Genomic DNA, 6,101 nt, shown 5'->3' on the forward strand with positions numbered 1-6,101 from the left:
CCCCCCCCCCCCCCCCCCCCCACCCCCCCCCCCGCGGGGGGCCCGCCCCCCGCCCGCCGCCCCCCCGCCGGTGCCGGCCCCGGCGGCCGGCGCGGACGCCTGGCGGACGGCGGCCGACGAGGGCTGGTCGCGGGCCAGCCGGGCCGCGGAGCCCAGCAACGGTGGCACCACCCGCTCCGGCCTGCCCAAGCGGGTGCCGCAGGCCCAGCTCGTGCCCGGTGGCATCGAGCCGAAGAGCGGGCGGTCCCACACCCGGCGGACGCCGGACGAAGTACGCGGCCTGCTGTCGGCCTACCACCGCGGTGTGCAGCGGGGACGGACGGCCGGCGCGGACCTGAACAGCACCTCGACCAAGGAGACGAACCGATGAACAGGCCAGCGGCCATGCAGGACATGGGTTGGCTGCTCACCAACTTCGCCGACAGTGTGGCGGGCATCGCCCACGTGGTGGCGGTGTCCGCGGACGGGCTGCTGCTGGCCTCCTCCCGCGACCTGCCCACGGATCGCGCCGACCAGCTCGCCGCGATCACCTCCGGCGTGGTGAGCCTCACCGAAGGCGCCGCCCGCATGTTCAGCGCGGGTGGGGTGCTCCAGACGGTGATCGAGATGGACAGTGGCTACCTCTTCCTCATGTCCATCAGCGACGGCTCGTCGATGGCGGTGCTGGCGGCCCGCAGCTGCGACGTCGGCCAGGTGGGCTACGAGATGGCGCTGCTGGTGGAGCGGGTCGGCCAGGCCCTGTCCCCGCTACCGAGGGACGCCGTCCGGTCCTGACCGGGCGTTCGATGTGCACGGGGTGATCCGGAGCCGTCCGGCTCCGTACGGAGGGAGGTGATCGCGAGATGGAACCACGGCGGGACCCGCGTGGTGCGCTGGTGCGACCGTACGCGGTCACTCGCGGCCGCACGGAGCCGCTGCAGAACATCGCGCTGGAGGCGGTGCTGTCCTGCAGCGCCAGCCAGTGCACCGAAGCGCGGTTCGCGGGGCACGACAAATACCGCATCGCCACGGTCTGCGAGGGCCGGGCGCAGTCGCTGGCGGAGATCGCCGCGTACACCCGGATGCCGCTGGGCGTCACCCGGGTGCTGGTCGCCGACATGGTGGCCGAGGGCCTGCTGACGCTACACACTGCCGCTCCCGCGACGGGCTTCGCGGCGCGGATGAACCTGCTTGGAAGGGTGCTGAGTGGACTTCGCGAACTATGACCCCTCGGGGGCGAACCGCAGCCGGGAGATCATCTCCGCGAAGATCGTCATCGCGGGCGGCTTCGGCGTGGGCAAGACGACCCTGGTCGGCGCGATCTCGGAGATCCAGCCGCTGACCACCGAGGCGCTGATGACCGCGGCGGGCGTCGGCATCGACGATCCGTCGAAGGTGCCGGGCAAGGAGACCACCACGGTCGCCATGGACTTCGGCCGGATCACCATGGCCGAGGACCTGATCCTCTACCTGTTCGGTACGCCGGGTCAGACCCGTTTCTGGTTCATGTGGGACGAGATCATCCGGGGTGCGGTGGGTGCCGCCGTCCTGGTGGACACCCGGCGGATCACCGATGCCTTCGCCCCGCTGGACTACTTCGAGAACCGGAACCTGCCGTACGTGGTGGCGCTGAACCGGTTCGACGGCGCGTCGCACTACGAGGCCGAGGAGGTCCGCGAGGCGCTGGCCATCTCGCCGGACGTGCCGATGGTGATGTGCGACGCCCGGCAGCGGGACTCGGTCAAGCAGGTGCTGGTGACGGTCGTCGAGCACGCCATGCTCCGCCTTCAGGCCGAGCACGGCTACCCGGCCTCGGTCGGCTGACCGCCTAGGCGCGCCGGCACCGGCGCCGGTACCCGCCGTCGAGAGGGGGCCCCTGCGGTAAACAGGGGCCCCCTCCGTTCAGTCGACCCGGAGCCGGTAGCCGCGCTTGACCACGGTCTGCACCACGTGCGGGGCCGTCAGCCCGACCCGCAGCCGGGCGACCGCCATCTCCACCGCGTGCTCGTCCGCGCCCCGGGGCAGGGTACGCAGCAGCGCCGTGCGGGACAGCACCTTCCCGGGCGACGCGGCGAGCGCCCGCAGCACCGCCATCGGGGCCGGGGCGAGCGGCCGCAGCTCCCCGTCGATCACCGCGGCGTGCCCGCGCAGGGTGAGCAGGTGCCCGCCGGCCTGCACGGTCATGGTCCGCCGGGGCAGCTCGTCGACGATCGTCCGGACCAGCGCGCCGAGCCGGGCCCGGTCCGGCGCGCTCACCGGCACCCCGCGCCGTAGCAACGGCTCGGCGGTGACCGCGCCGACGCAACTGGCCAGCACGTCGCCACGCAGCGCCGCCAGCACCGTCTCGGTACGGTCCCCGGCCGCCCGCAGCAGCGCCTCCGCCGCCGGCGCGGAGGTGAACGTGACCGCGTCGACCAGCCGGCCCGCCACCAGGTCGATCAGCCGGTGCAGCGGGGCCGGGTCGGTGGGCGGCGCCCAGCGGTAGACCGGCACCTCGATCACCGTGGCCCCGGCCGCCTCCAGTGCCTCGGTGCACTCCGGCTGCCGCTCGCCGTGCAGTTGCATGGCCACCACCTGGCCGGCCACGCCCCGCCGGACCAGGTGGTCGATCACCTCGTCGCAGCTCTCCGAGGCGGGGGACCAGTGCTCCCGCAGGCCGGCGGCCCGGATCGCGCCGGTCGCCTTCGGGCCCCGGGCCACCACGTACGACCGGGAGAACACGTCGCGCAGGGGCTCGGCCAGCCCCCACCCCTCGGCCGCCTCCAGCCAGCCGCGCATCCCGATGCCGGTGTTGGCCATCAGGACGTCCGGCGGACGGTCGAGGCAGGCCCGGGTGGCCGCGCGCAGGTCGGTGTCGTCGGCGAGCGGCACGATCCGCAGCGCCGGGGCGAGCACCACCCGCGCGCCGCGCCGCTGCAGCAGCGCGGCCAACTCGTCGCGCCGCCGGTCGGCGGTGACCCCGATGGTGAAGCCGGCCAGTTCCTCCCGCATCACTCCTCCTGTCGCAGCCGCACCTCGACCAACCCGTCCCGGCAGCGCGCCTCGTGCCGGCGCAGCGCCACCCCCGGCAGGTCGAGGCACCGCCCGGTACGCAGGTCGTAGACCTGCTTGTGCAGGGGTGAGGCGAGCGTCGGCGTGCCGGCCCGGCTGCCCACGATCCCCCGGGACATCACGTACACGCCGCCGACCGGGTCGAGGTTGTCCACCGCGTACAGCTCGCCGCCGGCCCGGAAGACCGCGACCTGCACGCCGTCCACCAGGGCGGCCACGCCCCGGTCGGGGTCGAGCCGGTCGAGCGCGCAGACCGGCGTCCAGTCGAGAGTCAGCGAGGGGCTCATCGGCGTACCTCCGGAAGGCCGAGCGCGACCGGCTGGCGGCGGCGGTCGGCGCCGGCGGCCGGCGGCGCCCCCCGGGCGGGCACCGGCTGGCCGCGCTCGACCGCGAAGGTGATGGACGGGTCGGGCACGTCCGGGGCGTTGACGAAGGAGGTGAACCGGCGCAACCGCTCCGGATCCTCCAGCACGTCCCGCCACTCGTCGGAGTACGACGCCACGTGCCGGGCCATCGCCGCGTCGAGCTCGGCGCAGAGCCCGAGAGAGTCGTCCAGCAGCACCGCCCGCAGGTGGTCGAGGCCGCCGTCCATCGCCTCGATCCAGGCGGCGGTGCGCTGCAACCGGTCGGCGGTGCGGATGTAGTACATCAGGAACCGGTCGATCAGCGTGACCAGTGCCGCGGTGCTCAGATCGGTGGCGAACAGGTCGGCGTGCCGGGGGCGGAAGCCGCCGTTGCCGCCGACGTAGAGGTTCCAGCCGGTCTCGGTGGCGATGATGCCGAAGTCCTTGCCGCGCGCCTCGGCGCACTCCCGGGCACAGCCGGAGACCGCCGACTTGAGCTTGTGCGGGGCGCGCAGTCCCCGATAGCGCAGCTCCAGCGCGACGGCCAGCCCGACCGAGTCCTGCACCCCGTACCGGCACCAGGTCTCGCCGACGCAGGACTTCACCGTGCGCAGCGCCTTGCCGTACGCGTGGCCGGACTCGAACCCGGCGTCGACCAGCCGCCGCCAGATCTGCGGGAGCTGCTCGATTCGGGCCCCGAACAGGTCGATCCGCTGCCCACCGGTGATCTTGGTGTAGAGCCGGAAGTCCCGGGCCACCTCGCCGATCACGATCAGCTTCTCCGGGGTGATCTCCCCGCCGGGAATCCGGGGCACCACCGAGTAGCTGCCGTCGCGTTGCAGGTTGGCCAGGAAGTGGTCGTTGGTGTCCTGGAGGGACGCCTGCTCGCCGTCGAGCACGTGCCCGGTGCCGAGCGAGGCGAGGATCGAGGCCACCACCGGCTTGCAGATGTCGCAGCCGCGCCCCCGCCCGTGCTCGGCGATGAGCTGGGAGAAGGTCCGGATGCCGCGGACCCGGACGAGGTCGAACAGCTCCTGCCGGCCGGCGTCGAAGTGCTCGCAGAGCGCGGTGGACTGCCGCACCCCGGCCGCGTCCAGCAGTTGCTTGAGCATCGGTACGCAGGAGCCACAGCTCGTGCCGGCCCGGGTGCACGCCTTCACCGCCGGCACGTCCACCGCGCCGCCGGCGATCGCCGCGTCGATCTGCTCCCGGGTCACCGCGTTGCAGGAGCAGACCTGGGCGGCGGACGGCAGCGCGCCGGCGCCGGTACCCGCGCCGGCCGGGGCGAGCAGCGCCAGCGGGGGACCGGGCAGCGGCCCGCCGACGCTCGCCCGAAGGGTCGGGTACGCGCTCGAGTCGCCGACCAGCACGCCGCCGAGCAGCGTCTTCGCGTCGTCGGACAGGACCAGCTTCGCGTACGACCGGGTGGCCGGGTCGGTGAAGGTCACGTCGAGGCAGCCCGGGGTGGTGCCGTGCGGGTCGCCGAACGAGGCCACGTCCACTCCGAGCAGCTTGAGCTTCGTGGCGGTGTCCGCGCCCGGGAAGGTGGCCGCCCCGCCGAGCAGCCGGTCGGCCACCACCTCGGCGGTCGCGTACCCGGGCGCGACCAGGCCGTGGCAGGTGCCGTCCACGGCGGCGCACTCGCCGACCGCCCAGATCCGCTCGTCCGCGCTCCGGCAGGTGGTGTCGACCAGCACACCGCCGCGCGGGCCGAGCGGCAGCCCGGCCGCCCGGGCCAGTTCGTCCCGGGGCCGGATGCCGGCGGCCACCACGACCAGGTCCGCGTCGACCGTGCGGCCGTCGGAGAGTTCCAGCGCGCCGACCGTCCCGTCCGGGCCGGCCCGCAGCGCGCTGGTGGCCACCCCGAGGTACGGGGTCACGCCCAGCTCCTCGACGTACCGGCGGAGCATCGCCCCGCCCGCCTCGTCCAGCTGCACCGGCATCAGCCGGGGCGCGAACTCGACCACGCTGGTGGCCAGCCCGAGCAGGCGCAGCGCGTTCGCCGCCTCCAGACCGAGCAGGCCGCCCCCGATCACCGCCCCGGCCCGCCGGCCCGCCGCGTGCGCCCGGATCGCCGCCAGGTCGTCCAGCGTCCGGTAGACGAAGACCCCCGGCAGGTCGGTGCCGTCCACCGGGGGCACGAAGGCGTACGAGCCGGTGGCCAGCACCAGTGCGTCGTACGGGTGCTCCCCGGCCGCGGTGCGCACCACCCGCCGGTCCCGGTCGACGCCGAGGGCCGGCTCGCCCAGCCGCAGCTCGACCCCGTCGTCGGGGGTGTGCAGGGTGAGCTCCTCGGCGCTCACCCCGTCGAAGAAGGCCGACAGCCGCACCCGGTCGTACGCCGGCCGCCGCTCCTCGGCCAGCACCGTCACCTGCCAGCGCCGGTCGTGGTCCCGGGCCCGCAACGCCTCGACGAAGCGCTGCCCGACCATGCCGTTGCCGACAACCACCAGCCTGCCGCCACTCATCGCCTCACCTCCACGCGGTCGATCGCGTCACTGTCATCGGGGTGGCCCGACGGGCGTGTCGGCGGGCCGCGCCCGGCTGGCGGTCCGGCGCGCTCATCGCGCCGCCACCGGGTCCGCCTCGGCGAGCCAGTCGGCGATGCCGGTGACCGCGTCCCGGCAGCCGCCGCAGCCGGTGGCGGCCCGGGTCGACGCCGACAGCTCCGCCACGGTCCGGGCGCCGGAGCGCCAGCACGCCACCAGCACGCCCTTGCTCACGTCA

Annotated in this window: 7 protein-coding genes and 1 pseudogene; 4 read left to right on the forward strand and 4 right to left on the reverse strand. The window is 74.7% G+C overall.

What is annotated here, in order from left to right; all coding sequences use genetic code 11:
• The 4 genes and pseudogenes from ONA70_RS33970 to ONA70_RS33985 form a co-directional block, all read left to right on the forward strand.
• A pseudogene (locus ONA70_RS33970) lies at positions 1 to 370 on the forward strand (ATPase); the annotation flags it as partial.
• On the forward strand, positions 367 to 774 hold the full coding sequence (locus tag ONA70_RS33975) for a roadblock/LC7 domain-containing protein (protein ID WP_091666130.1): 408 nt from the start codon (positions 367 to 369) through the stop codon (positions 772 to 774). The pseudogene ONA70_RS33970 and the gene ONA70_RS33975, both read left to right, overlap by 4 nt.
• 68 nt (positions 775 to 842) lie before the next feature.
• Positions 843 to 1,205: a DUF742 domain-containing protein gene (locus tag ONA70_RS33980; RefSeq protein WP_265010579.1), complete on the forward strand. Its 363-nt coding sequence runs from the start codon at positions 843 to 845 to the stop codon at positions 1,203 to 1,205.
• Positions 1,186 to 1,803, forward strand: coding sequence for a GTP-binding protein (locus tag ONA70_RS33985; protein ID WP_265010580.1), 618 nt, complete (start codon positions 1,186 to 1,188; stop codon positions 1,801 to 1,803). Before ONA70_RS33980 ends, ONA70_RS33985 begins: the two co-directional genes overlap by 20 nt.
• Before the next feature lie 78 nt (positions 1,804 to 1,881).
• Here ONA70_RS33985 and ONA70_RS33990 read toward each other — a convergent pair whose 3' ends face one another.
• The 4 genes from ONA70_RS33990 to ONA70_RS34005 form a co-directional block, all read right to left on the reverse strand.
• Positions 1,882 to 2,970, reverse strand: a complete 1,089-nt coding sequence (locus ONA70_RS33990; RefSeq protein ID WP_265010581.1) for a uroporphyrinogen-III synthase — start codon at positions 2,968 to 2,970, stop codon at positions 1,882 to 1,884.
• Positions 2,970 to 3,317: a nitrite reductase small subunit NirD gene (gene nirD / locus ONA70_RS33995; RefSeq protein ID WP_265010582.1), complete on the reverse strand. Its 348-nt coding sequence runs from the start codon at positions 3,315 to 3,317 to the stop codon at positions 2,970 to 2,972. The genes ONA70_RS33990 and nirD overlap by 1 nt, the downstream gene beginning before the upstream one ends.
• Positions 3,314 to 5,842, reverse strand: a complete 2,529-nt coding sequence (gene nirB / locus ONA70_RS34000) for a nitrite reductase large subunit NirB (RefSeq protein ID WP_265010583.1) — start codon at positions 5,840 to 5,842, stop codon at positions 3,314 to 3,316. The genes nirD and nirB overlap by 4 nt, the downstream gene beginning before the upstream one ends.
• A 93-nt stretch (positions 5,843 to 5,935) precedes the next feature.
• A complete protein-coding gene (locus ONA70_RS34005; RefSeq protein ID WP_406601297.1) occupies positions 5,936 to 6,097 on the reverse strand; it encodes a (2Fe-2S)-binding protein in 162 nt (53 codons plus the stop codon).
• Between the last annotated feature and the right edge of the window lie 4 nt (positions 6,098 to 6,101).

It is taken from the genome of Micromonospora yasonensis (genome assembly GCF_026013475.1).
GTDB lineage: Bacteria > Actinomycetota > Actinomycetes > Mycobacteriales > Micromonosporaceae > Micromonospora > Micromonospora yasonensis.

What these genes read in the sequence shown, in the direction of transcription:
- ONA70_RS33975 (WP_091666130.1), top strand. Translation starts at nt 367, where the DNA reads ATGAACAGGCCAGCGGCCATGCAGGACATGGGTTGGCTGCTCACCAAC.
- ONA70_RS33980 (WP_265010579.1), top strand. Translation starts at nt 843, where the DNA reads ATGGAACCACGGCGGGACCCGCGTGGTGCGCTGGTGCGACCGTACGCG.
- ONA70_RS33990 (WP_265010581.1), bottom strand. Translation starts at nt 2,970, where the DNA reads ATGCGGGAGGAACTGGCCGGCTTCACCATCGGGGTCACCGCCGACCGG.
- nirD (WP_265010582.1), bottom strand. Translation starts at nt 3,317, where the DNA reads ATGAGCCCCTCGCTGACTCTCGACTGGACGCCGGTCTGCGCGCTCGAC.
- nirB (WP_265010583.1), bottom strand. Translation starts at nt 5,842, where the DNA reads ATGAGTGGCGGCAGGCTGGTGGTTGTCGGCAACGGCATGGTCGGGCAG.